Annotated in this window: 22 protein-coding genes and 1 pseudogene; 16 read left to right on the top strand and 7 right to left on the bottom strand. The window is 37.2% G+C overall.

Going from position 1 to position 24,978, the window contains the following annotated elements; genetic code table 11:
- Window positions 1-4: 4 nt before the first annotated feature.
- Both MKX39_RS15920 and MKX39_RS15915 read right to left on the bottom strand, forming a co-directional pair.
- On the bottom strand, window positions 5-1,033 hold the full coding sequence (locus tag MKX39_RS15920) for a FecCD family ABC transporter permease (RefSeq protein WP_445678031.1): 1,029 nt from the start codon (window positions 1,031-1,033) through the stop codon (window positions 5-7).
- On the bottom strand, window positions 1,030-2,064 hold the full coding sequence (locus MKX39_RS15915) for a FecCD family ABC transporter permease (RefSeq protein ID WP_445678030.1): 1,035 nt from the start codon (window positions 2,062-2,064) through the stop codon (window positions 1,030-1,032). The genes MKX39_RS15920 and MKX39_RS15915 overlap by 4 nt, the downstream gene beginning before the upstream one ends.
- Before the next feature lie 113 nt (window positions 2,065-2,177).
- On the opposite strand from MKX39_RS15915, the gene MKX39_RS15910 reads away from it, so the two are divergent.
- Window positions 2,178-3,170 carry an ABC transporter substrate-binding protein gene (locus MKX39_RS15910; RefSeq protein ID WP_093538269.1) on the top strand — a complete coding sequence of 331 codons (993 nt, stop codon included), beginning with the start codon at window positions 2,178-2,180 and terminating at the stop codon, window positions 3,168-3,170.
- Window positions 3,171-3,195: 25 nt separating this feature from the next.
- Here MKX39_RS15910 and MKX39_RS15905 read toward each other — a convergent pair whose 3' ends face one another.
- Window positions 3,196-3,714, bottom strand: a complete 519-nt coding sequence (locus tag MKX39_RS15905; protein ID WP_093538270.1) for a hypothetical protein — start codon at window positions 3,712-3,714, stop codon at window positions 3,196-3,198.
- Between the two features lie 142 nt (window positions 3,715-3,856).
- On the opposite strand from MKX39_RS15905, the gene purU reads away from it, so the two are divergent.
- Entirely contained in the window at window positions 3,857-4,765 is a 909-nt protein-coding gene (purU, locus tag MKX39_RS15900) for a formyltetrahydrofolate deformylase (RefSeq protein WP_340770382.1), read from the top strand.
- 499 nt (window positions 4,766-5,264) lie between these two features.
- On the opposite strand, the gene MKX39_RS15895 is transcribed toward purU, so the two are convergent.
- Entirely contained in the window at window positions 5,265-6,311 is a 1,047-nt protein-coding gene (locus MKX39_RS15895) for an acyltransferase family protein (protein WP_340763554.1), read from the bottom strand.
- Window positions 6,312-6,421: 110 nt separating this feature from the next.
- On the opposite strand from MKX39_RS15895, the gene MKX39_RS15890 reads away from it, so the two are divergent.
- From MKX39_RS15890 to tsaD, 6 genes are all read left to right on the top strand, one after another.
- Complete coding sequence (locus MKX39_RS15890; protein WP_093538273.1) at window positions 6,422-7,033, top strand: GDSL-type esterase/lipase family protein; 612 nt, start codon at window positions 6,422-6,424, stop codon at window positions 7,031-7,033.
- A 61-nt stretch (window positions 7,034-7,094) separates the two neighbouring features.
- Window positions 7,095-7,505: a YugN family protein gene (locus MKX39_RS15885; RefSeq protein ID WP_093538274.1), complete on the top strand. Its 411-nt coding sequence runs from the start codon at window positions 7,095-7,097 to the stop codon at window positions 7,503-7,505.
- 386 nt (window positions 7,506-7,891) lie between these two features.
- A complete protein-coding gene (gene tsaE / locus MKX39_RS15880) occupies window positions 7,892-8,344 on the top strand; it encodes a tRNA (adenosine(37)-N6)-threonylcarbamoyltransferase complex ATPase subunit type 1 TsaE (RefSeq protein ID WP_093538275.1) in 453 nt (150 codons plus the stop codon).
- Entirely contained in the window at window positions 8,341-9,027 is a 687-nt protein-coding gene (gene tsaB, locus MKX39_RS15875) for a tRNA (adenosine(37)-N6)-threonylcarbamoyltransferase complex dimerization subunit type 1 TsaB (protein ID WP_340770377.1), read from the top strand. The genes tsaE and tsaB overlap by 4 nt, the downstream gene beginning before the upstream one ends.
- Window positions 9,017-9,472 carry a ribosomal protein S18-alanine N-acetyltransferase gene (gene rimI / locus MKX39_RS15870; protein ID WP_093538277.1) on the top strand — a complete coding sequence of 152 codons (456 nt, stop codon included), beginning with the start codon at window positions 9,017-9,019 and terminating at the stop codon, window positions 9,470-9,472. Before tsaB ends, rimI begins: the two co-directional genes overlap by 11 nt.
- Complete coding sequence (gene tsaD, locus MKX39_RS15865) at window positions 9,469-10,488, top strand: tRNA (adenosine(37)-N6)-threonylcarbamoyltransferase complex transferase subunit TsaD (RefSeq protein WP_340770375.1); 1,020 nt, start codon at window positions 9,469-9,471, stop codon at window positions 10,486-10,488. The genes rimI and tsaD overlap by 4 nt, the downstream gene beginning before the upstream one ends.
- Window positions 10,489-11,050: 562 nt before the next feature.
- Here the strand turns inward: tsaD and MKX39_RS15860 are convergent.
- Window positions 11,051-12,982, bottom strand: coding sequence for an ABC-F family ATP-binding cassette domain-containing protein (locus MKX39_RS15860; RefSeq protein ID WP_340770373.1), 1,932 nt, complete (start codon window positions 12,980-12,982; stop codon window positions 11,051-11,053).
- A gap of 129 nt (window positions 12,983-13,111) precedes the next feature.
- On the opposite strand from MKX39_RS15860, the gene MKX39_RS15855 reads away from it, so the two are divergent.
- Complete coding sequence (locus tag MKX39_RS15855) at window positions 13,112-13,753, top strand: redox-sensing transcriptional repressor Rex (RefSeq protein WP_340770370.1); 642 nt, start codon at window positions 13,112-13,114, stop codon at window positions 13,751-13,753.
- A 73-nt stretch (window positions 13,754-13,826) separates the two neighbouring features.
- Here MKX39_RS15855 and MKX39_RS15850 read toward each other — a convergent pair whose 3' ends face one another.
- A complete protein-coding gene (locus tag MKX39_RS15850; protein WP_093538281.1) occupies window positions 13,827-14,555 on the bottom strand; it encodes a CPBP family intramembrane glutamic endopeptidase in 729 nt (242 codons plus the stop codon).
- Between the two features lie 187 nt (window positions 14,556-14,742).
- Here MKX39_RS15850 and groES point away from each other — a divergent pair, with 187 nt between their 5' ends.
- Both groES and groL read left to right on the top strand, forming a co-directional pair.
- Window positions 14,743-15,027, top strand: a complete 285-nt coding sequence (groES, locus tag MKX39_RS15845; RefSeq protein WP_340770366.1) for a co-chaperone GroES — start codon at window positions 14,743-14,745, stop codon at window positions 15,025-15,027.
- A gap of 42 nt (window positions 15,028-15,069) precedes the next feature.
- Window positions 15,070-16,701, top strand: a complete 1,632-nt coding sequence (gene groL, locus MKX39_RS15840) for a chaperonin GroEL (protein WP_093538283.1) — start codon at window positions 15,070-15,072, stop codon at window positions 16,699-16,701.
- 67 nt (window positions 16,702-16,768) lie between these two features.
- On the opposite strand, the pseudogene MKX39_RS15835 reads toward groL, so the two are convergent.
- A pseudogene (locus MKX39_RS15835) lies at window positions 16,769-16,985 on the bottom strand (tyrosine-type recombinase/integrase); the annotation flags it as partial.
- A gap of 456 nt (window positions 16,986-17,441) precedes the next feature.
- On the opposite strand from MKX39_RS15835, the gene MKX39_RS15830 reads away from it, so the two are divergent.
- The 5 genes from MKX39_RS15830 to MKX39_RS15810 all read left to right on the top strand — a co-directional run bounded on the left by MKX39_RS15830 (window position 17,442) and on the right by MKX39_RS15810 (window position 24,818).
- Window positions 17,442-18,617 carry an AAA family ATPase gene (locus tag MKX39_RS15830; RefSeq protein WP_340770364.1) on the top strand — a complete coding sequence of 392 codons (1,176 nt, stop codon included), beginning with the start codon at window positions 17,442-17,444 and terminating at the stop codon, window positions 18,615-18,617.
- A 6-nt stretch (window positions 18,618-18,623) separates the two neighbouring features.
- Window positions 18,624-20,075 carry a vWA domain-containing protein gene (locus tag MKX39_RS15825; protein WP_445678029.1) on the top strand — a complete coding sequence of 484 codons (1,452 nt, stop codon included), beginning with the start codon at window positions 18,624-18,626 and terminating at the stop codon, window positions 20,073-20,075.
- A gap of 308 nt (window positions 20,076-20,383) precedes the next feature.
- Window positions 20,384-20,953, top strand: a complete 570-nt coding sequence (locus MKX39_RS15820; RefSeq protein ID WP_340770360.1) for an SF0329 family protein — start codon at window positions 20,384-20,386, stop codon at window positions 20,951-20,953.
- 209 nt (window positions 20,954-21,162) lie between these two features.
- Window positions 21,163-23,949 (top strand): CHASE3 domain-containing protein, encoded by a 2,787-nt coding sequence (locus tag MKX39_RS15815; protein WP_340770358.1) that lies wholly within the window; start codon window positions 21,163-21,165, stop codon window positions 23,947-23,949.
- A gap of 14 nt (window positions 23,950-23,963) precedes the next feature.
- Window positions 23,964-24,818: a CheR family methyltransferase gene (locus tag MKX39_RS15810; protein WP_093538288.1), complete on the top strand. Its 855-nt coding sequence runs from the start codon at window positions 23,964-23,966 to the stop codon at window positions 24,816-24,818.
- The last annotated feature ends 160 nt before the right edge of the window (window positions 24,819-24,978 follow it).

Here is a 24,978-nt window from a genome sequence, read left to right as displayed (position 1 = left end):
ATATTTAATTCGCTTTTATAAGTAAGTAGATAAAGTAAGGAGCACCAAGAACGGAGATAACCAATCCGACTGGGAGTTCCATTGGTGCTAATATGACTCGGCCAAGGGTGTCTGCGAGTAAAAGTAACAGTGCTCCTAGCAAAGCAGCTAGGGGTAGTGACTTGGCATGAGAAGCACCTACTAAACGGCGTGCCATATGTGGAGCGATTAGACCGAGAAAAGTAATTCCTCCTCCAACTGATACACAAACCGCCGCAATCGCTACGGAAATGAACAGAAGGAAGCGTCTTTCTTTTTCAATATTGGCCCCGACACCTATTGCAATAGAGTCTCCTAACTTTAATACATCTAAGACTCGAGATTTATAAAGAACAATTGGGATTAGGACAACTAACCAAAGTGCAATCATCCAAACAAATGTCCAATTTGTTCCCCAAATACTACCAGAAAGCCAAACTATCGCTTTCATAAAGTCAATCGGCTCCATTTTCATTTGGAAAATAGTTAGACCTGCTCCAAATGCAGCATTAATCCCGATTCCTACAAGTATTAGCCGTATAGGAGTTACACGACCATTTTTCCAGGAAATTATATAGATGAGGAATGCTGCTATAAATCCTCCGATTAGTGCTGCAAATGGCATGATGAAAATAGAGAGCCAACCAGTTATAAAGACAGTTCCTTGAAAAAAGAACATATAAAGCACGATGGTAAAACCTGCACCAGCATTGATGCCTAGAATACCGGGATCAGCTAGTGGGTTTCCAGAAATTCCTTGCAAAATTGCACCAGATATAGAAATTCCTAAACCTACCAGTAAGGCCATGAATATTCGAGGTAAGCGGAATTCAAATATAGTAAGTTCATTTTGAGGAGTACCATTACCAAACAATGTAGCAATAACATCGGCAATCGGTATTTTCATATATCCTGCATTAATACTTATAAGAATAGCCATAATGATTAAAATAAATGTAGTGATCATAAGAAACTTATATTTGGCTTCATTTTTAGCTAAAGTGTTTGGCATCATAATCCTCTCCCCTCTTTACGTGCTAGGTAGAGAAAGAACGGCACACCGATCAAGGCAGTAATAGCACTAACAGGTGTCTCAAAGGGAGGATTTACACTGCGTCCAACGATATCTGCAGTGATCAATAATATACCGCCTAAAATAGCGGAACATGGAATAATCCACCGATAATCTACTCCAACTAGAAATCTAGTGATATGAGGAATTACCAGACCTACAAAACCAATCATCCCAGCAATGGATACTGCAGCTCCCGTTAATAGAAGTACAGCAATTGTTCCTAACAATTGTACATAACCGGTTCGTTGACCGAGTCCTTTTGCGACATCTTCTCCTAAACTTAGCACAGAGATAGAGCGCGACAAGATTAACGCTAATATAAGTCCGACGATGATAAATGGAATAGCAAATAAAATATGTTGCGGCTGAATACTCGATACGCCGCCAGCATACCAGTAGCTGATATCCTTTGATACATTGAATTTAATACCAATAGCTGTGGATAGGGAACTAAGTAAGGAAGTAATGGCTGAGCCGACTAGCGCTAATTTTACCGGAGTAACTCCACCCTTCGCCATAGCAGAGATTCCAAATACTAAAGCTGCACCGAGCCCCGCTCCAACGAATGAGAACATCATTAAGCCTAAGTAACTTATACCTGGTAACACAGCTAGCGCAATGGCTATTAAAAAAGATGACCCTGAAGTAACCCCCATTATGGATGGGGAAGCCAATGGATTTCTTGTCATCCCTTGCATGATTGCACCAGATACTGCTAAAGCAGCTCCAACAGAAATAGCGGCTATTGCTCGGGGAAGTCGAAGTTCACGAATGATAACATGGGAAGAATTAGTTGGATCAAAGTGAAAAATAGCACTCCATACGTCCTGATAGCTTAAGGTGGAGGATGCCCCAAAATTTATAGATACGACCACACTAAGGGCAAGTAGTATGATGCCAATGATAATGACAGCAGAGCTAGTGTAAGGATTTTTATAATCTAATGTTGTTTTAGTATTCATATGTATCATTATCCCCATTTTAAGAAAAAATAAATATTGACAAATGAAAGAATTTGTATTCTAATTGAAATCGAGAATCATTATCAATGATTCTATTATATCATACCAAAAGGGAGATTAACATGAAAAATATACTAGGTAAAAATAAATGGATACAATTAGTAGGAGCAGGTGCTTTAGCTTTAGCATTAGCGGCTTGTGGGGATGAAGATTCTAAAGAGCAGTCCACAACAGATAAAGCAGAAGAACAAGCAACGGACGCACAGGAAAGCGATACACGTACATTGACAGATGCGATGGGCAATGAAGTAGTAGTGCCTGTTAACCCAGAACGTGTACTAGCTTCATACTTAGAAGATAATTTAGTCGCATTAGGAATAACTCCTGTTGCACAATGGAGTGTAAATGATGGAGCAAGCATACAGGGATATTTACAGGACGATTTAAAAGACGTTCCAATGATTCCTTATGACCTACCATTCGAAGCAGTTCAAGAATACGCACCTGACTTGATCATCATGGATTCAGCAAGCATGGTAGAAGGCGGTAAATACGAACAATACAGTAAAATTGCTCCAACATACGTAATTGGAACAGAAGTCAACAACGATTGGCGCGACGAACTAAAGCGTGTAGGGGAAGTATTCGGTAAAGAAGCAGAAGCTCAAAAAGCACTGGAAGATTATGATGCAAAAGCGGCAGAAGCAAAAGCAACGATAGAAGCCGAGGTAGGAAATCCTTCAGTAGCTGCTGTATGGCTAGTAGGTGGGAAATTCTTCGTAGTAGGAGAAAACTTATCTAGTGGTGCGGTAATGTATGGTGATTTAGGATTGAAGACACCTGCAGTAGTAAAAGAAATTTCAGCAAGTGCAACTGGTAACTGGAGTGAAATATCTTTAGAAAAACTGGTTGAGTTAGATGCAGAGCATTTATTCTTGATTAATAGTGATACAACAAGTGGTTCTACTGCTTTAAGTGAAGCATTATGGAACAGTGTTCCTGCTGTAAAAGCTGGAAATGTATATGAATTTTCCCCAGACGAAAGTTGGTTATACACTGGAACAATTGCTAATGAACAAATTATCGACAATATTTTAAAAAGCATTGTAAAATAGTTTGCCAAGAGAGGCTATCTCCCTGTTATTGGGAGATAGCCTTTAATTGTTTTAGTTCTTCTGCCAATTTAGATCTACGTAACTTTCTGTGTCGCAGAAAGTCCTTCATCTCATCCACAGATTGATAAGACAAGCGAATATAGTAATAATTTATATACTCTGCTAGCGCAAACAAATATAAAAAGAGGGTCCAATAGTAGGCTTTAGAATGATTTATCGATTCATATATCAATAGAACAAAGCCAGCTCCTATAAGAAAAAGATTCACTCGCTTTAGAATCCGAAAAAATTTCAGATGATAATCGGGCAATATAGTGAAATCCCTATGCTTAGCTTGTCTCCATTTTAAATACCAATAATAACTTCCTTGTAATAATAGAAATTCTAGGAATAGAAATGCATATAAAGGGGGAAAAGAAGTTAAGTATGGATTTGCCCATTCATACATACGTAAAAACAGTAGCCATACACCTCCAAACATAATTGTTGCGGTCAATTCACCTGTAAACAATTTAAATAGTGTTTTTGTCAGTTTCTGATGCATGTACACACCCTCTTTGCGTAAAATTCTATGTTTAACATCGATTGTACCCCCCTTTAATCATTTAATTTACTAAAGGGTTGAGAAGACAGATAGAATGTAGCATAATAAGAAAATTAATATTTATATAATGGGAGCTGTTTCTATGTCTATTAACATGAAAGCAAAAAGTAACTTACAACATCAAAACAGTCATTTTGAAAATCGTGGACGATTGCTAGTAAAATGCCCTGATAAACCAGGAATCGTGTCAGTGCTATCAACATTTTTACACACACATAATTCAAATATTATTGAGTCTAGCCAATATTCCAGTGATCCAGTGAACGGTACATTTTTTATACGAATTGCATATCATTGTGAAGGTTTAGTTGGAAAGTGTGCACAAATGGAAAAGGATTTCGAACAAATTGCTGCAGTGCATAATATGGAATATAGTTTTAATTATTTACGTGAGCGTACACGTTCTGCAATTTTTGTTTCTAAGGAACCACACTGTTTAATGGAGCTTTTATGGGAATGGCAAAACGGAGATTTGGATACAGATATAGTTGTAGTCATTAGTAATCATGAAGACGCCCGACCATTTGTCGAGGCTCTAGGCATTCCATATTATTATATACCAGCAAACAAAGAAATTCGAAAACAAGTGGAAGCTGAACAGGTTCGTTTAATGGAGCAGTACAAAGTAGATTTACTCATCCTGGCTCGTTATATGCAAATATTAACACCAGAGTTTGTAGAGCATTTTGAAAATCGGATTATTAATATACATCATTCATTTCTACCAGCGTTTATCGGTGCTGGTCCATATGAGCGGGCATACGAACGCGGAGTAAAGCTGATTGGGGCTACTTCTCATTATGTAACAAACAATTTAGATGAAGGTCCAATTATCGAACAAGATGTGGAGCGAGTAGATCATCGGGATGACGTAGTTCAGTTAAAGAAAATTGGTCGTAATATCGAGCGACGAGTATTAACAAAAGCTGTGAAATGGCATTTAGAAAATCGTGTTATCGTAGAAGGCAATAAGACGATCGTTTTCCACTAAGTCAAAAGTTGGTAATGCTCATATAGGTTGAATGCGCTACTCCTTCTGTATATAATGGATATAGAAACAGAGACTATAAAGACTGGATACGCGAATATCCAGTCAGCAATTACAGACCGCGGAAAGAGCGGTTGGTCCAAGGTCGAAAATAACCGTCAAACCTTTAGCTCAGGGGACGGTTATTTCTTTTTTACAAAGAAAATGATAATGGTCACTACAATGGAAAAGGTTGCTATCAGTACAGCACTAAGCTGGATCAACAAACTCATCATCTGGTATGTTGTCATGGCAACACCTCCTAACGGAAAAGTGACCAGCCGCCTACCCTACTATGTAATTGCCAACTTATTATAACACAAAAAAGAACTAATGTTCTATTTTATTGTTGTGTCGTTATTCGAATCTCTATCTAATGATGTCACAGATGCATGATTTTTCACATAAATTCTCCGACAATAAAAGCCCTACCAGAGCAATTATTTCTCTGGTAGGGCTTCTATTAAATTTGAATGGGTTTCTTTGCTCGAATATCTCCTAATAAGAACCTTCCGTATGGAATCATTTTTTGAATAATAATAGATGCTATGATCGGTATGATTAATCCGAGTGTTGTAAAACCAATAATGCCGTATTGGAAATAGTCGTTCAGGATAATATCAGTGAAAATATGCAAATACATAATAGTAATTGAATGTTTTTCAATTTTTGCCAACCAGTCTAACGAAAGAATAGTAGTAATTCTTTGGAACAGACCAAGAATAACGATTATGAACGCAATGGGTATCACTAAGTCTAGTAGTAAATGTTCATAGCGAAGGAATTTCATACTTAAGTGATAATCAATAACCCCAAGTTTATCAGTAACTATGGCAGTTATTGCCACGATTAGAGCTCCGATAAACCACGTTTTAGTAATGTTCATCCAAATAGATTTAGCATAATAGCCAAGAGAAAAATAGACGATTGCCATTAAGACGACATCCAAGTTCCAAAGCATTGGAATTGTTTGTGAAGCTTTATCTGGAGCTCCACTAATATATTGCATTGCAAAAATACTTTCTAAATGTGCGACGATGTAAAATACGATAAGTAATACTATTTGTTTGAATCGATTTAAATACTTTGTCATCAATGTGAACAATAAATATGTAAAGAACAATGTGGTGACGAACCAGAAAACTCCATAAGCACCACGTGCAAAACGACCCGCAATAACTAATTTCCATAAATCTTGTATGTACCAGGATAAGTCGAAGTTACCTCCTGCAAGCTCCATTCCATATCGAACAGTTGTAATGGCTAATAGGAAAAAGAAATAAGGTACCATCAGCTGTAGAAACCTTTTTTTGATAGAGACTTTTGTATCTTGTTCCTCTTTTAATTCTTTGAAAAATAATCCACTTAATAAGAAAAAGGCCGGCATATGAAACCAATATATATATGTGATAAACGGAAAATCCAATTCACCTGGATAATGTCCGATTACAACTAATATCATTAAGAATCCTTTTGTCACATCGACCCATGTTAATCGCTTGTTAGCCATAAAACTTCCTCCAACACATAATATCTATGTTTGTTTATCCGTTTTTGGGTAATTATAAACGTATAATGTGTTTCAAGTATATTACATATTTTTAAAAGGAGTTTTGTTATATGTTGGAAGTAATTTGTTTTGGTGATAGTATCACTGCCAGAAAAGAAGGGTATCCATCGCCCATACTAACTCATAAAATGTCTTCAAAAATGCCTAATTATAAATTTATCAATGCAGGAGTATCCGGAAATACAACGGAGCAAGCGATGTTTCGTTTTAACAAAGATGTGTTATCTAAGCGTCCAGATGTAGTGACTGTATTATTTGGAGCAAATGATTCGGCAACTGATAAGTTGGTAGATATAGATACGTTTAAGCGTAATATTTCATTGTTTACAAAGCAGATTGGTCCAGAAAAGACTATATTAATAAGCCCAGCTCCCGTTGATGAATCCCTTCAGCGCAACCGAACGAATGAACGTTTAAAACAATATGCTCAGGTCGTTCAAGAGGTGGCAGAAGAGACAAACAGTTATTTTATCGATTTTTTTCAAATTGTATACTCAAAGCCAAACTATAAGGAGTTATTAGTTGGAGAGAAGAATGATGGACTTCATTTTGGGGAAGCTTGCTATGAATTACTTTCTGATGTAATAGTGGAAAAGATAGAGGACATGGAAATTGAGGATGGTTTCTTCAAAAAGTTAGTAGACCGATTAATGAGAGGCTAGTATTTTTCTAGCGATTGTTGGTAATGATAATAGAAAGATTCGAATGAGGAGTGAATTTTTCATGCTACAATTACAAACAGAGTTAGAAGGAAAAGAAATCGGTTTTGGTGATTTAAGAAGTAGAATAGATAGCCTCGGGTATACGATAGGTGGAAATTGGGACTACCATAAAGGCAGTTTTGACAATGTATTATGGCGAAATGAAGGCGAAACCATTTACTTGCGACTTCCATTTGAAGTGGTGGAAGGGGAGTTAGATAATTACGACGCACAGATTAAGTTTCAAACTCCTTATGTGATCAAGCATGTTGTTAATATAGGTTTAGATGATGAGGAGAATTCACTGCTCACTTCTACAGGTTTCAATCAATTCCAACCTCCAGTTGATAAGGATGGTCAAATTGAAAACCAAAATAAATGGACAGCAGCTGGAGAACAAGCAGTTGAGAAAATCGTACGGTTAGTTCAATAAGTGAAAGATCATTTTGCACAAGTTGCGAAATGGTCTTTTTTTTAACAGATGAGAAAGTGTATGTAGCGAGAAATCTGGATTTACTGAACCTTTAAGAAAAAATTATACTACTGATTTTCACTTCCGGCGGCAGCTTTCCGTGGGCTTGGTTTCAGCTCAAGCTATATAGCTGGTGTCGCCGCGTCTAGCCCCTCGAGTCGCTTCAGAATAGCAATAAAGGCAAAGAGCGTCTTTATTGCTATTCTTCCAGCGCTTGTCGGGTCTTACCTAGGCGCTTGCGCTTTTGTTCTTGCTAGAAGCTAACTGAAAGACCCCACACTTACAATATTCGACGTATTTCATTATAATAGAAGCATTAGAGATGTAACTGGAAAGGAAAGCAACCGATGAAATATGAACGAATGATTAATTCGGAGCAAGAAACACAGGCTCTTGCTGAGCAAATGGCAGCTCGCTTACATGCCGGGGATGTCCTGACTCTAGAAGGTGATTTAGGAGCAGGTAAAACGACATTCACTAAAAGTGTGGCAAAAGGTTTGGGTATTAAGCGTAACGTGAACAGTCCCACTTTTACTATTTTAAAACAGTATGAGGGTAGGCTCCCGTTAAACCATTTAGATGTTTACCGACTTGCAAATAGTGACGAGGATCTAGGGTGGGACGAGCTGTTTTACGGGGATGCGGTCAGTATTATTGAGTGGGCCCATTTGATAGAAGAAGACCTACCAGCAGAACGATTAGCGATTCAGATACTACGGCTAGATGAGAATGCTAGAAAATTTACGTTTATGCCCCTGGGCGAACGATATGAACAATTATGTGAGGAGCTTTTTGAATGATTTGGTTAGGAATAGATACATCACATACACCGCTAGCGGTAGCTATTGTAAAGGATGAACAAGTACTTGCTTCGATTCAGTCCTCTATGAAAATTACTCACTCGATTGGAACAATGCCAGCGATTGAAGAATTAATGGAAAAAGCAAATATCAAGCCAAATGAAATAGAGGCAATTGCTGTAGCGAAAGGACCCGGTTCTTATACAGGAGTCCGTATTGGAGTTACGATTGGAAAAACGCTCGCATGGACACTAAAAGTGCCGATATATTCAGTATCGAGCTTACATGTACTTGCCGAGAATGCACCCTATTTCCAAGGAGTAGTGTGTTCTATTATGGATGCACGTCGCGGTAATGTCTTTGCTGGAATCTATACAAACGGTGAAGTAGTAAAAGAAGCGCATATGTCTTTAGTAGATCTACTGACCACGTTAGATAATTTAGAACAGCCAGTTTTGTTTGTTGGGATGGACGTTACAATTCACTGGGAGCATATAAAGGAAGTACTTGGAGATAAGGTGCAACGTGTTAATGCTGCTTTCGATTTACCAAATGCTGCAGTTTTAATAGAGATGGCAAAAAAAAGGGAGCCTGACGAAGTGCATACAGTAGTGCCGGAGTATTTACGTATTACAGAAGCAGAGGCAAACTGGATGAAAGAGCAGAAGCAAAATGGAAACTAATATTACGTATCGCAAAATGACAATAGATGATATAGACCAAGTTCTGTTAATCGAAGAGGAAGCTTTCGATACACCGTGGACAAGAGAAGCCTTTGAGCACGAAATGACGACAAATGAATATTCACACTATCTTGTAGCTGAAACTGAAACGAAAGAGTTAGTTGGATACTGTGGCATGTGGGTAGTGATGGATGAAAGTCATATTACCAATGTGGCGGTATCGGAAAGAATGCGTGGAAACAAAATTGGCGAAGGCTTAATGCGTGAAGCTATCCGTGTTGTAACAGAGCAAAATGTAGTTCTCATGACGTTAGAAGTTAGAGTTTCAAATGATGTAGCGAAGAACTTATATCATAAACTCAATTTTCAAGACGGAGGCATACGGAAAAATTATTATTCAGATACCGGAGAGGATGCACTTGTGATGTGGGTGGAATTTAAATGATGAAAGACCAATATATCTTAGGGATAGAAACGAGCTGTGATGAGACAGCGGCATCGATAGTAAAAAATGGGCAAGAGATTATTTCCAATGTAGTCGCTTCACAAATTGAAAGTCATAAACGATTCGGTGGGGTAGTGCCCGAAATTGCATCCAGACATCATGTGGAGCAAATTACGATTGTCATTGAAGAAGCATTAAAACAAGCAGGCATGTCCCCTCAGGATTTAGATGCAGTTGCAGTAACAGAAGGACCTGGGTTAGTAGGGGCTCTTCTAATAGGTATAAATGCAGCGAAAGCATTTGCTTTTGCGAATGGGCTTCCACTTGTCGGAGTTCATCATATCGCAGGACATATTTATGCAAATGCGTTAGTACAGAAGATGGAATTTCCACTTCTTGCATTAGTTGTTTCTGGAGGGCATACAGAGCTTGTATTGATGAAGGACGATGGTCTGTTCGAACTAATCGGTGAGACTAGAGATGACGCTGCAGGTGAAGCGTACGATAAAGTAGCACGTGTACTGAATCTCCCTTACCCAGGAGGCCCACATATCGATAAACTAGCTAATGAAAGTGACGAAGCACTGCAATTTCCAAGAGCTTGGCTAGAAGAGGGGTCCTATGATTTTAGCTTTAGTGGATTAAAATCAGCAGTTATCAATTATCAGCATAACGCCGAGCAACGAGGGGAAAAAGTAAATCCGAACCATCTGGCGGCGGGCTTCCAGCAAAGTGTAGTGGAAGTGTTAACAACAAAAACAATTCGTGCTGCACGAGAATTTAAAGTTAAACAAGTCATAGCGGCAGGTGGAGTTGCTGCCAATAAAGGACTTCGTACATCACTAGAAGAAGCTTTTATTAAAGAAAATATACCTTTTTATGTTCCTCCCATCAAACTGTGTACCGATAATGCTGCGATGATTGCAGCTGCAGGAAATTCGAAATTTTCAGCGGGTCATAGAGGTAATATGTCGATGAATGGTAGGCCTGGACTAGAATTAGATAGTTGGAACTGAAAAAAACACAAATACCTATAATAGCCCTGAAAAGCGTCGGAGATTTGACAGTAAGGCATCTTTTTCCTTTATCCGACATTCTGAAATAACTCAAGGGGCTAGAGCCTAGACAAATAATTGATGCCCTCTTTTCTTCGACAAGAAAAGAGGGTTTTTTAACACGGAATTTAGTAGTTGTCAATAGAGAACATCCGTACTTATGCACAATTTGTGGATAACATGTGTGTAACTTAAGATAAAACTATATATAGTATGATTGTTATGCACAGCGCTGTGGACAACTAAGTTTTTGAATTGTGGACAATGTGGATAAACCTGTTGATAGATTGATATAACTCGTTTTTCTTTGTGAATAAATATGTGGAGAAAAATTATTGCAAAATAGCACTTGACCAACATATATGTACACCATACGACAGACATTCAATGAAAAATTAATATAAAGGAAGGATTAATACTAAAATTGTAGAATTTTAGTAGTTAGGGAGAAAATACCAAGATTAGAAAGCAAAAAGAAAAGGTAGTGAAGCCAAAACAAAATTGGTTACACTACCTTTTTTCTTTAAGTCGCTATTTCTTCCAGTTGTTCCTGTAATTCCAACCACTCATTGGATAAGTTATCTTGTTTTTCCTTCAATTGATCGAGTTCCATTTGTAATTGTTGAACAGCTTCATGGTCTTGGAAAATCTCCGGTTCACATAGCTTTTCTTCGATTATCGTAATTTCCGCGTCCACCGTCGGCATCTGACTTTCTAATTCCTCTAGCTGACGTCGAAGCTGGCGTTCTTTTTTCTTAGCTTCTTTATCTATAGTGGATGTGTTCACTTTGGTAACTACCGTATTTTCCACGACAGCATTTTCTAAAGCAAGCTCTTCCATTTCTTCTTTTTTCTCTAAGTAGTAGTCGTAGTCTCCAAGGAACAGGGTTGCATTATCACTTGCTAACTCAATCACTTTTGTTGCTATTCGGTTAATGAAATAACGGTCATGGGATACGAATATAATCGTCCCTGGGAAATCAAGTAATGCATTTTCGAGAACCTCTTTACTGTCTAAGTCTAGATGGTTAGTAGGCTCATCGAGTACAAGGGTGTTCGCTTTTAAAAGCATGAGCTTGGCAAGTGCAAGTCTAGCTTTTTCACCACCAGACAGTGTAGATACCGTTTTTTGTACATCATCTCCCGTAAATAAGAATCGACCTAATACGTTACGGATATCTCGCTCATTCATCAATGGCCATTCATCCCACAGTTCTAACAAAGCTGTCTTATTGCCAGTCAGTGCCGCTTGTTCTTGGTCATAATAACCAAATTGGACATTTGTTCCGTATTGAATTTTGCCTCCAGCAGCTTCCAGTTGTTTCATAATGGTTTTTAGTAAAGTCGATTTTCCAACTCCATTTGGTCCAACAAGTGCAATTCGATCCTGTTTGTACACAGAAAAGGATATGTTAGATGAAACTGTATTGTTTGGATAACCGACTGCAATTTCCTCTAGGCGGAGAACGTCATTCCCACTAGGTCGGTCGATAGTAAATCCGAATGAAGCAGATTTTTCATCGCCATCTGGGGAATCCATCCACTCTGTTTTTTCAATAACCTTCCGTCTAGATTGGGCCATTTTAGTCGTAGAGGCACGAGCTAGGTTTTTACTAACAAACTCCTCTAGCTTTGCTTTTTCCTCTTGCTGTTTTTCATATTTCTTACTATCTAATTCATAGTTTTTTGCTTTTTGCGTTAAGTAAGAGCTATAGTTTCCAACAAATCTTGCTACATTATGACGAGATACCTCATACACAATGGTAACTACCTGATCTAAAAAGTAACGATCATGCGATACGATAAGAACAGCACCATTATAATTCTTTAAATAATTTTCTAAAAAGCTTAATGTTTGAATGTCCAAATGATTGGTAGGCTCATCGAGGATGAGTAAGTCTGGCTTACTTAAAAGCATTTTAGCTAATGCTAGTCTCGTTTTTTGACCACCAGATAATGCTTGTACTGGCTTCTCATAATCTTCTGGGAAGAACTGCATGCCATGTAGGATAGATCGAATATCAGATTCGAAGCGATAACCACCAGCTTCATTGAAAGCTAATTGCAATTCATCGTACGTTGCTGCCACTCTTGCATAAGCCTCGGTATCTTCATATACAGAAGGATCAGCCATCTGTGATTCTAAGGAACGAAGCTCTTTTTCTGAGTTAATGAGATGACTAAAAATAGTCTTCATTTCATCCCAAATAGTCAGCTTAGATTCTAGACCTGCATGTTGCTCTAGATAGCCAAGACGAATATTTTTGGGCATAATGATTTCGCCTGAATCGTATGACATTTCACCAGCAATTATTTTAAGTAAAGTAGATTTTCCAGCACCGTTTCTGCCAACAAGGGCGACCCGGTCTCTGTCCTGAACCTCTAGCTTTACGTTTGTTAATATATCTTCACCGTTAAAGGATTTTGTTATTTGATTGACTTGTAAAACGATCACAGTATTCGCACCTCAATTCTAACTTAAGTGTAATAGATAGGGCTTGTTGTTGCAACGCCATAGCTTTACAATGGTAGAAATGTCTAGTAAGATAAAAACGATTTGTTTGACTAAACTAGGAGGATTTTTATGAAACCAGATATACCAAGAATTCCTCAAGCAACTACAAAAAGACTTCCATTATATTATAGATTTTTACAAAGTTTTGATAATGCTGGACATAAAAGAGTTTCTTCACAGGAATTGAGTGAAGCGATGAAGATTGATTCCGCAACAATTAGAAGAGATTTCTCTCATTTTGGTGCTCTCGGGAAAAAGGGTTACGGCTACGAAGTACCAACGTTACTGGAGTTTTTCCGTAAAACACTAGATCAGGATGAGGCAGCGAATGTCGCGCTTATTGGTGTTGGTAGTTTGGGAACTGCTTTCTTGAAGTATAACTTCCAAAAAAATCATAACACTAAGATTGTTGTAGCTTTTGATACAAAGGCACCTGTTGAGGGAACGACTATTAGTGATATACCTGTATATCATTCTAGTGTTATGCTAGAAAAACTAGAGGAATATGGAATTGAGTTAGTTATTTTCACTTTGCCGAGTAGATCAGCACAGCAAGTAGCAGACCAACTAGGGATTTCGTCTATTAAAGGGATACTAAACTTTACACCAATTCGTATTCAAACAACGGATGCGATCCGAGTACACACAATTGATTTATCTGTTGAATTGCAAACTTTGATTTATCTCATAAGAAACGAACATACTGAATAACTAAAGAAGCCTTTGACCACAATGCTAATGGGTCAAAGGCTTTTTATTGATGACTATAAGTTATAGGAGTGTACTATTGAAAGAATATTAACTGCATATTGGAATATTGCTTCAAAAATTGCTGGATTTCATCTCCGTAAAATTGAACGAGTACAACGAATCCATTTAATAGCATATGGGAGATCATAGACGCAATAATCCTTTTCGTCTTGTAATAGATAAAGGAGAATATAAATCCTGATACTGCATATAGTAGTATGTGCGTAAAGTCAAAGTGAATAATTCCAAATACAATCGCACTAACAGAAGCAGCTACAAAGAAATTAGTTTTTGGTAATAATGTTCCGAAGATTATGCGTCTGAATATGAGCTCCTCTAAAATAGGAGCGAAAATAACGATGGAAAAAATAGCTAATGGTACAGCTTGGGCGATTTCGATAAACTGGGTTGTATTCTCTGATCCAGGATCCACACCAAACTTTTGTTCAATGTTAGCTGCATAAGCTTGACCTAAAAGGACTAGGAAAAAACCGATAACTCCCCAACCAACTGTTTGAAGGAGTGGACTAGACTTGCCTTTTAACGGTTTTAAGTAATTATTGTCTTTCTTAATAATGAACAAGGTGATTAATGTGGCGATCCCCATACTAAGAAATACCCACCATCCAGAAGCAATGAGGGCTGCATTTTCTATTTCCATAGTTTCTAATAACTTATAAAGAAGCGGTGCAAACACAGCTCCTGATAACTGCATAATACAATAAACAATTAAAATGTAGATACCGGTTTTTTGTTGTTTCATGAACAGTTTGATTCCTCTCTGTATGTACCTTCTCCTTTTATTGTATAGGAAATAGGAAATAAAAGAAAAAGATACCTTCTCACTTGCAAAATGTTCTGTGATTAATTATTATTATAAGTGTGTTAGCACTCAAAGAGTAAGAGTGCTAATAATATTACATTTTACTATTTTAGGGAGGTAGTTTCACTTGTTAAGACCATTAGGTGATCGTATTATAATCGAATTAATCGAAGCTGAGGAAAAAACAGCATCTGGCATCGTACTTCCAGACTCTGCTAAAGAAAAACCGCAAGAAGGAAAAATTGTTGCTATAGGTACTGGACGAGTACTTGAAAACGGCACTCGCGTTGAACTTGACGTTAAAGAGGGAGACCGTATCATCTTCTCTAAATATTCAGGTACAGAAGTGAAATATGACAACAATGACTATTTAATATTACGCGAAAGCGATGTACTAGCTGTAATTGGCTAATAATAAAACTTTACAAAATATATTCAGGAGGTAACTATACACATGGCTAAAGAAATTAAATTCAGTGAAGACGCTCGTAGTGCAATGCTACGTGGAGTGGATAAACTTGCAGATGCTGTTAAAGTAACACTTGGACCAAAAGGACGTAACGTTGTTCTAGAGAAAAAATTTGGTTCACCACTTATTACTAATGATGGTGTAACAATTGCAAAAGATATCGAATTGGAAGATGCATTCGAAAACATGGGTGCTAAATTAGTGGCAGAAGTTGCTTCTAAAACAAACGATATCGCTGGTGACGGTACAACAACTGCTACAGTACTTGCACAATCCATGATTCGCGAAGGATTGAAAAACGTAACAGCTGGTGCTAACCCAGTAGGAATCCGTAAAGGTATTGACCTTGCAGTTGCTGCAGCAGTTACAGAACTAAAAGCAATCTCTAAACAAATTGAAGGCAAAGAGTCTATTGCTCAAGTTGCAGCTATATCTTCAGGTGATTCTGAAGTTGGTGAACTAATCGCTGAAGCAATGGAACGCGTTGGTAACGACGGTGTTATTACTATTGAAGAATCTAAAGGGTTTACAACTGAACTTGATGTAGTAGAAGGTATGCAATTCGATCGTGGATATGCATCTCCTTATATGGTGACAGATTCAGATAAAATGGAAGCTATTTTAGATAATCCATATATTTTAATTACTGATAAAAAAATCACAAGCATTCAAGAAATTCTTCCTGTGCTTGAGCAAGTTGTTCAACAAGGCAAGCCACTTTTACTAATCTCTGAGGACGTAGAAGGAGAAGCACTTGCTACTCTAGTGTTAAACAAATTACGTGGAACTTTCAATGCTGTAGCTGTTAAAGCTCCAGGATTTGGTGACCGTCGTAAAGCAATGCTAGAAGATATTGCCGTATTAACTGGTGCTGAAGTAATTACAGAAGATTTAGGTTTAGACTTAAAATCTGCTAATATTACACAGTTAGGTCGCGCTTCTAAAGTTGTTGTATCTAAAGACAATACGACAATCGTAGAAGGTAACGGAGATTCTGATCGCATCGCTGGTCGTGTAACACAAATCCGTTCTCAATTAGAAGACACAACATCTGAATTCGACAAAGAAAAACTACAAGAACGCCTTGCTAAATTAGCTGGTGGTGTAGCAGTAGTGAAAGTTGGAGCAGCTACAGAAACAGAACTAAAAGAACGTAAGCTTCGTATTGAGGATGCTTTAAACGCAACTCGCGCAGCTGTAGAAGAAGGTATCGTAGCTGGTGGTGGTACTGCACTAGTAAACGTATATAACAAAGTTGCAGAATTAGCAGAAACTAAAGAAGGCGACGTAGCAACTGGACTGAAAATTGTACTTCGTGCATTAGAAGAACCAGTTCGTCAAATCGCTAACAACGCAGGTCTTGAAGGATCTATCGTTGTAGATCGTTTGAAACGTGAAGAAGTTGGTATCGGCTTTAACGCAGCAACAGGCGAATGGGTGAACATGATCGAAGCTGGTATCGTAGATCCAACTAAAGTTACTCGTTCAGCACTTCAAAATGCTGCATCTGTAGCAGCATTATTCTTAACTACAGAAGCAGTAGTAGCAGATATTCCAGAACCAGCAGGCGGCGGCATGGGTATGCCTGACATGGGTGGAATGGGCGGCATGATGTAATAAGCTGCTTCAACCCTTGATATGTATGGGTTTGTATGTAAGGTGAAAGTGAAATGCTAACATTTTGCTAATATAGAGGATTATATTCGAGGCTTCTCATTAGTGCAAACTTTTGGGAAGCTTCTTTTTTCATTTCTTTTGTAACGTGGAGATAGACATTCTTGGTGATTTGATCATCTGAAATGGCCAAGTCTATCCATGACTTGTTCGAGTGCGACACCTGCTTCTGCTAATAATGAAGTGTGCGTATGCCTCAATGAATGCGGTGAAATCGATTGGTTTAGTCAACCATTCCACTTATATAAGAACAGAGCCCCATCTGCGCCTCTAAATACTCTAAATAGGAAGGTCTTTCATCAATTCGCTGAATTGTTGAAAGACCTTTTTTCTTACTCTTTTATCCTTATGGCCATAGTTTCTACTCACTTTCTATTCACCTCATCTGTAGTGCTGTTACTAGGAAAAAAACGATAGTTTGGTGTTTATGCACTTTTATTTATATTAAATATTGATGCCTCTCTTTAATTCGCTGAATTTTGGAGAGGTATATTTTGTTCTGTTTTGGAAGGAGAAGAAGCATCTTTCAGTAAAATATAGTTATGGGGAGAGTAAAGTGAATGAGTTTGAATCAAACTGTATTAAAACCAGTTCTCGCATATATTTTCTTTCGAGAAATGGGAAAGTGAGACTACAAGCAAGGGTTTTTTCTATTTATATTACAAAGTAAGGAGTTATATAAAATGATATTTACTAATTGCAATAAGTTAGAGGAAATCAGACAGGCCCTCAATTCAAAGTTTTTTGAACGAGAGAATGAGGTTGAAGGAATTCTAGTTGCATTACTCTCTAGGCAGCATATGCTCATGATTGGTCCTGCAGGAACTGCAAAATCGGCATTGTCGAGTGAATTATCTAAAATTATAGAGGGATCTGCATATTTTCAATGGTTGCTGACAAAGTTCAGTACACCCGAGGAAGTATTTGGCCCATTGTCGTTAAAAGGTTTGGAACAGGGCGTATACCAACGGATTATTACATCTAAAATGCCGGAAGCGAATATAGTTTTCTTAGATGAAATCTTTAAAGCGAACTCTGCTATTTTGAATAGCTTACTTACGCTTATTAATGAAAGACTATTCTATAATAATGGGTCACCAGTTCAAGTTCCCTTGATGTCTGTAATAGGTGCTTCCAATGAATACCCTGAGGAAGAAGAAGGGCTTGATGCGCTATTTGATCGTTTCCTTTTGCGATTTGAGATTGACTTTATCGCAGATGAAACAAATTTTGTCTCGATGTTGAAAGCTGCTGGACAAACTATACAAATGCCATTCATGACAATGGAAGAATTGCTGCATCTCCAGTTTTTGACCGATAGGGTAGTCATTCCTGACGAGGTATATAAAGCCCTATCGAAAATTCGTGTGGAGTTAAGGGATGAAGGAATTCGCCCATCAGATAGAAGGTTCAAGCAGTCATTGAGTGTTCTACAAGCGAAAGCAATGATTAACCAAAGGCAAGTTGTCCAGATGGATGATATCGCGATTCTTGAAAATGTTCTTTGGGAAAAGGTGGAGCAAAAAGATGCCGTGTCTTACATTATTCGGAACCATGCACATGACGTTATTACGCAAACTCTCTATTCCTTACAAAATGAAGCAAATGAAGTGTTCTACTCCATACTCCAGGATCAGTCACCAGAGACTGGAATGGAAGCGACTCAAAAAATGATGGCCTTAGTGGCTGATTTAAATAAGCTTAAAAATCAAAATGAAAGTCGAAAGGCTGATATCGATGTCTTACTAAATAAAGTAACCTCGATGCAACATGAAATGTTGGATAGGATTTTAGAACCCTGTTATTTGGATAACCTAAAAGAAAAAAGATGTTCCACGAGTATCTTTTTTAAGATGTGAAAAGGGATGACCTCTGTGAAATCTCCTAAAAGTTACATCGATAATCTTTCCGTATTGAACACGGACTCATTCGATAAAAGACGCTTCAAAGAAGTATTTGAGATGTCACCCGGCCTTCAAAAGGTTAGAGGTGAAGGTGTATTACCGATGTTCGAACCATTACTAGCTGACATTTGGGCATCATTATATAAGATGAAACCTGAAATTACGGAAAGTGATGTAGATAACATGCTTATGGTCAATAAAACACTCATGGAAAGAATTATGAAGGATGAATATTTTGTAGAATACCGGAACTTCACCCGATTGGATGATTTTTCGTCAGCTATTGCCACTGTGAAAATCGGAGAGAGGACGAACCAATGGCTGGTTGACCAAATACAGGAAGATGAAAAAATTCAGAAACAGATGCAGGAACTTCACATGATTCAAAGGAATTTTCTAAAGCAAAAGCGGCAAGAGTATATAGGAAAAGAACCTTTGGTGTCAGAAGAGAATCTTACAGAAGCGATGACTAAGTTTAATGAGAAATTGCATTGGATGCTTCAAATCAACAGTGACAGCTTTTCCCATGCATTGGTTCACGCTATGCAAGAAACAAAACAAGTGAAAGATAGTCTGAAGTCGTTGCTTGGTGGCTACAGTGCAGGGAATGGTGATGCAGAACTGAAAAAGATTCCTTTGCGTGACCAAATCTCATTAGCTGAAAAAATTGCATCTAATAAAAAGATGAAAGAAATTGCGGATTGGGCTGGAAGATTTAAACAGATAGCTCGCAATAAGCAAAAGCCCAATAAAAGTGATTCAATAGAAAGAAGTGGGGTTACGTTAGGCAACGATGTGGAGAGAATACTGCCGATAGAATTGGGCTTATATATACACCCAATAACAAAGAACGACTTCCTTCGTCGCTTTGTAGAAGGGCAGACGATGCAATATGAGCAAATAGGGAAAGAAGTATTGGGGAAAGGACCAATCATACTTTGTCTAGATCAATCAGGAAGTATGCAAAGGCTAGACACCCAATCCAAAGGCTTTACATTAGCTCTTATGTCAATTGCAAGAAAGCAAAGAAGGGATTTTTGTTTAATTTTGTTCTCTACCTCCACGCAGATTTTAACATTCGAAAAAGGAAAAATAAAAAGTTCAGATACGATCAATTTAGCCCAAACTTTCTTAGGTGGAGGTACGAACTTTGCGCTTCCGCTTGATGGAGCATTGAATGTAATAAATGAAAGCAAGTTTAAGCAAGCGGATATTGTGTTTGTAACAGACGGGGAAGATAAGGTTTCGGCTTCATTTCTTGAAGCATTTAATAGAAAGAAAAAGGAGAAGAATTTTAAAGTGCTATCCCTTGTAATAGGTTGCAGCATAGATACTGTTGAACAGTTTGCCGATAAGGTTATTAAAGTTAAAGATTTTGATGAAGAGGGTAGTTTTACTGCGTTTGAAATATAAAAGAAAGCTTTCCATTTTGGCTCTTCTTTTCATTTTCTTTAATATAATAAAGCTATAACCACTTCATGTAAGTAGAGAGGTGGTTATTTTTTATGCTTTTAAAATACTATTCAATTTAACAAGGATGAATAGTAAGTTTCCTATATAGTAAAAATGAGTAATCACCAATTCAAAAATTTTGGTAAAGCCTGATATTCTAAAATCACCTAGCATTTAGTATGTTCGATGTGTTGATTATTGTATGATAATATTAGAACAGCTTAACTAACTCAATTTATTTATACAGTATGAAAATTAAGGAGAATTATATGTCCTGGAGCAAATTGAAACAAAATTTGGAGAGTTTTCTCTGTCCTGCATTACAAGGAAGAGTTGAATACCGTGCAACTAGCTACCGTTATTTACCCGATAAAGCAGGGAGTTGTTATATCGCGGTCGATAAAAAAAATGTATTCAATATGAGCGATAAAACTACCTTAATCAAATGGTATCAGACAGAGCAAGAAATTAAGAATGACTCTGGTATACAAATTCCTATCAGTAATGAGGAAATTGAAGTATTGAGAAAAGAAACCAAGGGATTAGTTCCAGAGGATCGCCTACTAGTAATAGCAAGGAACAGAAAGTTATCAGAATTGGCAAAGGAGCTTTTGTCAGCGCAGTCATCATTAAGCAAATCAAACTTTATCGTTGTAGCTAATAAGTTTTTATCCACTCCTCTAGAGGAAAGCCTAGAGAGCAATGATATTCTAATGAATATTCTAGCTTTGGTAGACAGACGGCTTGGAAAAAAACGAATTTTAAATATGGCTGAGAAGATAAAGCTAAAGCATCCAATTGTACAGTATTTTTATGCACTACGACTTAGTAAATTATGATAATAAATAACGATGTGAAAATTTATAATGACATTCAACAGTTTAGCGACCTTTCATCCAAACATAGCTTTGGAGAGAGGTCTTTCTTCTTTTTTATATTTAAATATTTTAAATAATAGTTTGTTTTAAATAGTCTAAGGAACACTGTTATTTTACGGCTAATTGCTATAGTATTAAATAAGAAAATCTAAAATAAAGGTAGGATATAAATGGAGAATAAATGGAAGTTTGGTATACGTCCTAAGATTACCATCGGATACATCATTATTATTGTTTGTTTATTTGCTTCCGTGATTATATTAAACAATCAAATTCGTTCACTTCAGCAAGAAAGAAATTTTCTTCTTCAATATAATAATAAAGTAGAAACACTGACAAATAATGTAGAGAAATTTGTGATGGATATGCAGGCAGGTCAGCGTGGGTTTGTCATTACAGGAAATGAAATCTATTTAGAGCCTTACTACAAAGCAGCTGGTGAGTGGCAGATTGAATTCAAGGAACTGTATCAGTTAATGGCGGATAAACCAGATCAGCAACAAAAATTACAGGTGGTAAGAGAAACAACTGACCTTTGGATAGAGGAGGCTGGGGAGAACGCGATTAGACTGAAAAGGGACAATGATGATGCTGCTATTCAACAGTTCTATGCCAATGACCGTGGTCGTGAATACATGCAATCTATTAGAAATCAGTTTAACGACTTCCGTGAATCCGAAAGAGAGCTTGCCCAAGTTAGGGCAGAAGAGTTAGATAAGCAAAATAATAATTTGACAGTAGGATTATTCGGTCTGCTTTTAACTGTTTCTATCATTGCAATAGTTATATCAAGCCAGGTTTCGAAATCAATTGTTAGAACTATTAATGATGTGACACAAACCATTAAAAAAATTGCCTCTAACAATGGTGATTTGAAAGAAAGAATACATGTAAATACGAATGATGAAATAAATGAACTTGCAAATGCAACCAATGATCTATTGGATAATTTGGATGGCCGAGAATGGTTGCAAACAAATCTTGCTGAAATTGTGACAAAATATCAAGGTGTTGCTTCTATAGAAGCACTTGCAAAAGTATTTATGTCTGAAATAGCTAAGATGACTAACTCTTCTTCTGGTGCATTTTATGTAAGAGAAATAGAGGATAACCGAAATCATTTCATAAAGAATGCCTCCTTTGCAGATAATAATTTCGAGAAGGATATTGGAAGAGAAAGTTTTCGAATTGGACAGGGGCTAATTGGGCAGTGTGTGCAAGAGAAACAAACCTTTATCTTTAATGAAATACCCGAAGATTATCGCTATATATCTACTGGTTTAGGGGAAGTACCTCCTCGTAGTATCTTTATTGTTCCTATATTATTTGAAGGGGACGTCATAGCAGTGATGGAACTTGCTACTATGTCTGAATATAGTAAGCTACAGCAGGACTTAGTAAAACAAATTGTGGAGACCTTTGGATTATCGATTAATAGTGTCATAGGACGCATGGAAATTATTCGACTACTAAACGAATCTAGAGCGATGACAGAAGAATTACAAGTACAGTCTGAGGAATTACAAACTCAATCCGAAGAGCTTCAAATGCAAACGGAAGAATTAACACAAATTAATGAGCAGTTAGAAGAAAAAACAAAGGATGCGGAAACAAAAAACAAAGAGCTAGAGAAAATTAGGAAAGAATTAGTAGAAAAGGCAGAGCAACTTACCCTACATTCAAACTATAAATCGGAGTTTCTGGCGAATATGTCTCATGAACTCCGAACACCTTTGAATAGTATTCTGATATTATCGGAAATGCTAGCAGAAAACGATCAAGGACGTTTAACTGATGAGGATGCAGAGTTTGCAAATGTTATCCATTCTTCAGGAGAAGATTTACTCTCGCTAATAAACGACATCTTAGATCTTTCTAAGGTAGAGGCAGGTAAACTCGAAGTTCTATTTGAAGAAGTCAATTTAAGTGAGTTACCTCAACATATGGAGCATGTATTCTCGCCTATTGCACAGAAGAAAAATTTAGAATTTCATATTTTCAAAGAGGACGATGTAATAGACCTTTTCTTTACAGACGAAAAAAGGTTTCAGCAGATTTTAAAAAATCTTCTATCCAATGCCTTTAAATTTACGGAAGAAGGTTCCGTTGCATTAACGATTAAACAAATTGAGAACCAACTGCAAACAGAGGAAATGAGAGCAATAAGCAAAGATTGGTTGGAAGTATCGATAGCCGACACAGGTATTGGTATCCCAGTAGACAAGCATGAGCTAATTTTTGAGACATTCCAGCAAGCTGATGGTGCAACCGTTCGTAAGTTTGGTGGAACAGGTCTTGGTTTATCTATTTGTAAAGAGTTCGCAAGGTTACTTGGTGGTTGGATTACACTGCAAAGTGAAGAAGGAGTTGGTAGCGTATTTAAACTAGTTGTTCCAAGTCTTCCGAACGGCCTTATTCTAGATAAACATTTAAATATAGATTATTCAGAGGTAGCTGTAACACAGGCATCATTCGAACCGTCCACAGCTTTTGTATCAGATTTCGCTAATCTAGAGGTCCAGAAGCAAACAGGAATTAAAAAAGATGAAGTGTTAGTTTCTTTGCATGATCACACGAATGTTTTCCAAAACAAAAATATTTTAATCGTTGATGATGATTACCGTAATATATACGCTCTTAAAACGGCCCTTGAAAAAAGGGGAGTGAATATCCTGGTAGCCAAAGATGGCATTGAATGCTTGGATATATTACAGGACAATACTGAAATTGATATAGTACTAATGGATATCATGATGCCGAATATGGATGGATATGAAGCAATGTATAGAATTAGAAACGATTTAAAATTGAAAGAATTACCTGTAATAGCTTTAACAGCGAAGGCAATGAAGAATGATCGAGATAAGTGTTTGGAAGCTGGTGCTTCTGACTATATCAGTAAACCACTAAATCTAGATCAACTATTCTCTGTTCTTCGAGTATGGTTAGTATCTTAAGGGAGTTTTAAAAGATGGACAAGCAAGGTGAAAATATGAAACTTGAGGAAGTATATAAACAACATGAAGACTTGGAGATCGATTTCTTGCTGGAAGCCATCTATCGCTTATCAGGATTCGATTTTCGACAGTACAACCGATCTTCCATTTCTCGTCGAATTCACAATCGCATGAATATAAATGGCATTGAGACAGTTACCGGGTTACTAGAAAAAGTGATACATGAAGAGCACTTTTTAGAAAGCTTGCTAAATGATTTTTCCATCAACGTAACAGAAATGTTTCGTAATCCTAGCTTCTTTAAGACTTTTAGAAAAGAAGTAGTTCCTATTCTTCGCAAGTATCCAGAGATTCGAATTTGGCATGCAGGATGTGCAACGGGTGAAGAGGTATACTCCATGGCAATTTTGTTAGAAGAAGAAGGACTCAAGGACAAAGCAGTTATATATGCGACGGATATGAATGAACAAGTATTGGAAAAGGCAAGAAAAGGCGCCTTTCCTATCCAAAAAATGCAAGCATATACGAAAAACTATATGCTTGCAGGAGGAAATTACGCATTTTCTGAGTACTATAAAGCAGATGATCAATATGCTTATTTTCATCCATCTATACTAGAGAATATTATCTTTGCTCAGCATAATCTAGTGACAGATCAATCATTCAATGAGTTTCATGTGATTATATGCCGAAATGTCCTTATTTACTTTACTGCAGATCTCCAAGAACAGGTACAGCATCTATTCTATGAGAGTTTAAGCCCTCAAGGGTTCCTCGGATTGGGAGACAAAGAAACACTCCGTTTCTCTCAAGTCACGGAGAAGTATCAAGAAATAGCAGGGAATGAACGTATTTATCAAAGGGTTTGATAATGATTACTTTAGGATGTTTTAGGAGGAGTATTTACATTTACTTTTTAAGCTTCTAATCATAGCTGACTATCATATCTCTCCTAAGTTAACCAATAAATTTTAAAAAGCACAAATGTTGTAAAATAACATTTGTGCTTTTTTTTATATAAGAATGTAC

The organism is Psychrobacillus sp. FSL K6-1464, from assembly GCF_038003145.1.
In the GTDB taxonomy this organism is placed as follows: domain Bacteria; phylum Bacillota; class Bacilli; order Bacillales_A; family Planococcaceae; genus Psychrobacillus; species Psychrobacillus psychrotolerans.
This window is presented reverse-complemented; position numbering and strand designations above follow the sequence as displayed.

Coding starts and splice junctions, on each gene's coding strand:
- MKX39_RS15885 (WP_093538274.1), top strand. CDS start 7,095: ATGCTACAATTACAAACAGAGTTAGAAGGAAAAGAAATCGGTTTTGGT.
- MKX39_RS15825 (WP_445678029.1), top strand. CDS start 18,624: ATGACCTCTGTGAAATCTCCTAAAAGTTACATCGATAATCTTTCCGTA.
- MKX39_RS15890 (WP_093538273.1), top strand. CDS start 6,422: ATGTTGGAAGTAATTTGTTTTGGTGATAGTATCACTGCCAGAAAAGAA.
- MKX39_RS15850 (WP_093538281.1), bottom strand. CDS start 14,555: ATGAAACAACAAAAAACCGGTATCTACATTTTAATTGTTTATTGTATT.
- groL (WP_093538283.1), top strand. CDS start 15,070: ATGGCTAAAGAAATTAAATTCAGTGAAGACGCTCGTAGTGCAATGCTA.
- MKX39_RS15905 (WP_093538270.1), bottom strand. CDS start 3,714: ATGCATCAGAAACTGACAAAAACACTATTTAAATTGTTTACAGGTGAA.
- tsaE (WP_093538275.1), top strand. CDS start 7,892: ATGAAATATGAACGAATGATTAATTCGGAGCAAGAAACACAGGCTCTT.
- purU (WP_340770382.1), top strand. CDS start 3,857: ATGTCTATTAACATGAAAGCAAAAAGTAACTTACAACATCAAAACAGT.
- tsaB (WP_340770377.1), top strand. CDS start 8,341: ATGATTTGGTTAGGAATAGATACATCACATACACCGCTAGCGGTAGCT.
- MKX39_RS15810 (WP_093538288.1), top strand. CDS start 23,964: ATGGACAAGCAAGGTGAAAATATGAAACTTGAGGAAGTATATAAACAA.
- MKX39_RS15820 (WP_340770360.1), top strand. CDS start 20,384: ATGTCCTGGAGCAAATTGAAACAAAATTTGGAGAGTTTTCTCTGTCCT.
- MKX39_RS15895 (WP_340763554.1), bottom strand. CDS start 6,311: ATGGCTAACAAGCGATTAACATGGGTCGATGTGACAAAAGGATTCTTA.
- tsaD (WP_340770375.1), top strand. CDS start 9,469: ATGATGAAAGACCAATATATCTTAGGGATAGAAACGAGCTGTGATGAG.
- rimI (WP_093538277.1), top strand. CDS start 9,017: ATGGAAACTAATATTACGTATCGCAAAATGACAATAGATGATATAGAC.
- MKX39_RS15830 (WP_340770364.1), top strand. CDS start 17,442: ATGATATTTACTAATTGCAATAAGTTAGAGGAAATCAGACAGGCCCTC.
- MKX39_RS15920 (WP_445678031.1), bottom strand. CDS start 1,033: ATGATGCCAAACACTTTAGCTAAAAATGAAGCCAAATATAAGTTTCTT.
- MKX39_RS15855 (WP_340770370.1), top strand. CDS start 13,112: ATGAAACCAGATATACCAAGAATTCCTCAAGCAACTACAAAAAGACTT.
- MKX39_RS15915 (WP_445678030.1), bottom strand. CDS start 2,064: ATGATACATATGAATACTAAAACAACATTAGATTATAAAAATCCTTAC.
- MKX39_RS15815 (WP_340770358.1), top strand. CDS start 21,163: ATGGAGAATAAATGGAAGTTTGGTATACGTCCTAAGATTACCATCGGA.
- MKX39_RS15910 (WP_093538269.1), top strand. CDS start 2,178: ATGAAAAATATACTAGGTAAAAATAAATGGATACAATTAGTAGGAGCA.